The following is a 1,676-nucleotide window of genomic DNA, read 5'->3' as shown; positions in this document are numbered from 1 at the left end:
CATGCCTTTCCAGCGAATGTACCCGGAAGGTGGATGGCTTCCCTCGACACCGTCAGCATCGCCATACTGCTCGGCGCCGTCCTCGTCATGGCCGGCATCCTCTCGAGCCTGCTCGCGTTGCGCTTCGGCGCGCCCTTGCTGCTCGTCTTTCTTGCGATCGGCATGCTCGCCGGCGATTCCGGCCCTGGCCAGCTCCAGTTCGACGACGTCCGCACCACCTATCTGGTCGGCTCCGTCGCGCTCGCCCTGATTTTGTTCGACGGCGGCCTGCGGACGCGCTTTGCCAGCATCCGTACTGTGCTCGCCCCGTCCGTGATGCTCGCGACCGTCGGCGTGCTGCTGACCGCCCTCGTCACTGCGCCGTTCGCGAAATACGCGCTCGATCTCAACTGGTCGGAATCGCTGCTGGTCGGCGCCGTGGTGGCCTCGACCGATGCGGCCGCGGTGTTCCTGCTGGTGCACACCCAGGGCCTGCGCCTGCGCCCGCGCGTCGGCGCGACGCTGGAGGCCGAATCCGGCACCAACGACCCGTTCGCGATCTTCCTGACGCTCATGCTGGTGGAATACATCTCGATCGGCTCGAGCTCGCCCGGCCATGTGCTGGTGGAGTTCATTCAGGAGGCGGTCCTGGGCGCCATCGTCGGTGTCATCGGCGGGCGCCTGGTCGTGGTCGCCCTCAACAAGGTGGCGCTGCCGCAGGGCCTGCATGCCCCGTTCGTGGCCACAGCTGCCCTCGTGATCTTCGGTGGCTCGCAGATCATGCACGCCTCCGGCTTCCTCTCGGTCTATCTCGCCGGCATCATCATCGGCAACCGGCCGACGCGTGCGCATAATTCGGTGGTGACGTTCCTCGACGCGGCGACCTGGCTGGCACAGATCGTGATGTTCGTTCTGCTCGGCCTTCTGGTCTCGCCGAGCCGGTTGGGTGACAGCATCGTGCCGGCCGTCGCCGTCGCGTTCGTCCTGATGCTGGTGGCGCGGCCGATCGCGGTGTTCGTGTGCCTTTGGCCATTCCGCTTCAACTGGCGCGAGCGAATCTTCATCGCCTGGACCGGCCTGCGCGGCGCGGTCGCGATCTTCCTCGCCTCGATCCCGATGCTGGTCGGCCTGTCCAAGGCCTATCTCTATTTCGATGTCGCCTTCGTCGTCGTCATCATCTCGCTGTTGCTGCAGGGCTGGACCCTGTCGGCCGCCGCGCGCAAGCTGCACGTGGCGCTGCCGCGCGCCGAGCGTGGCCCGCGCCGCGTCGAATTGGATCTGCCCGGCCAGCTCGAGCAGCAGCTGGTCGGCTATCCGGTGCGGCCCAAGAGCCTGTATTTCCGCCGCGGCCTGATCCCGTCCTGGTCCAAGCCGACGCTGGTCATCCGCAACGAGCACATCCTGACGCCGACGGAGGCCGATCCTGTCGCGCCCGGCGACTACATCTACCTGCTGGCGCCGCCGGAGAAGGCCGAGGCGCTCGACCGCTTCTTCGTCGACATGCAGCAGAGCTCTGCGCCCGATCCGCATCTGCTCGGCGACTTCGTGGTCTCCGGAGAGCACACGCTGGCCGAGCTCACCGCGATCTACGGCGTGGCGGTGAGCGAGGAAACGAGCAAGCTGACCCTGGCCGATTATTTCGACGTCCATCTCGACCACGCCCCGAAAGAGGGCGCCGAGCTGCCGCTGGACGAGAT

General features: G+C 66.9%; 1 protein-coding gene. It reads left to right on the top strand.

Annotated features, from left to right (window positions below):
* Nucleotides 1-33: 33 nt before the first annotated feature.
* A partial coding sequence (locus JHD07_RS39315) for a potassium/proton antiporter (RefSeq protein WP_291632004.1) occupies nt 34-1,676 on the top strand: 1,643 nt, incomplete at its 3' end.

The sequence above is a fragment of the Bradyrhizobium sp. genome, from assembly GCF_016462955.1.
In the GTDB taxonomy this organism is placed as follows: Bacteria; Pseudomonadota; Alphaproteobacteria; order Rhizobiales; family Xanthobacteraceae; genus Bradyrhizobium.
The sequence above is the reverse complement of the archived record's forward strand: the minus strand, read 5'-3'. Positions and strand labels throughout refer to the sequence as shown.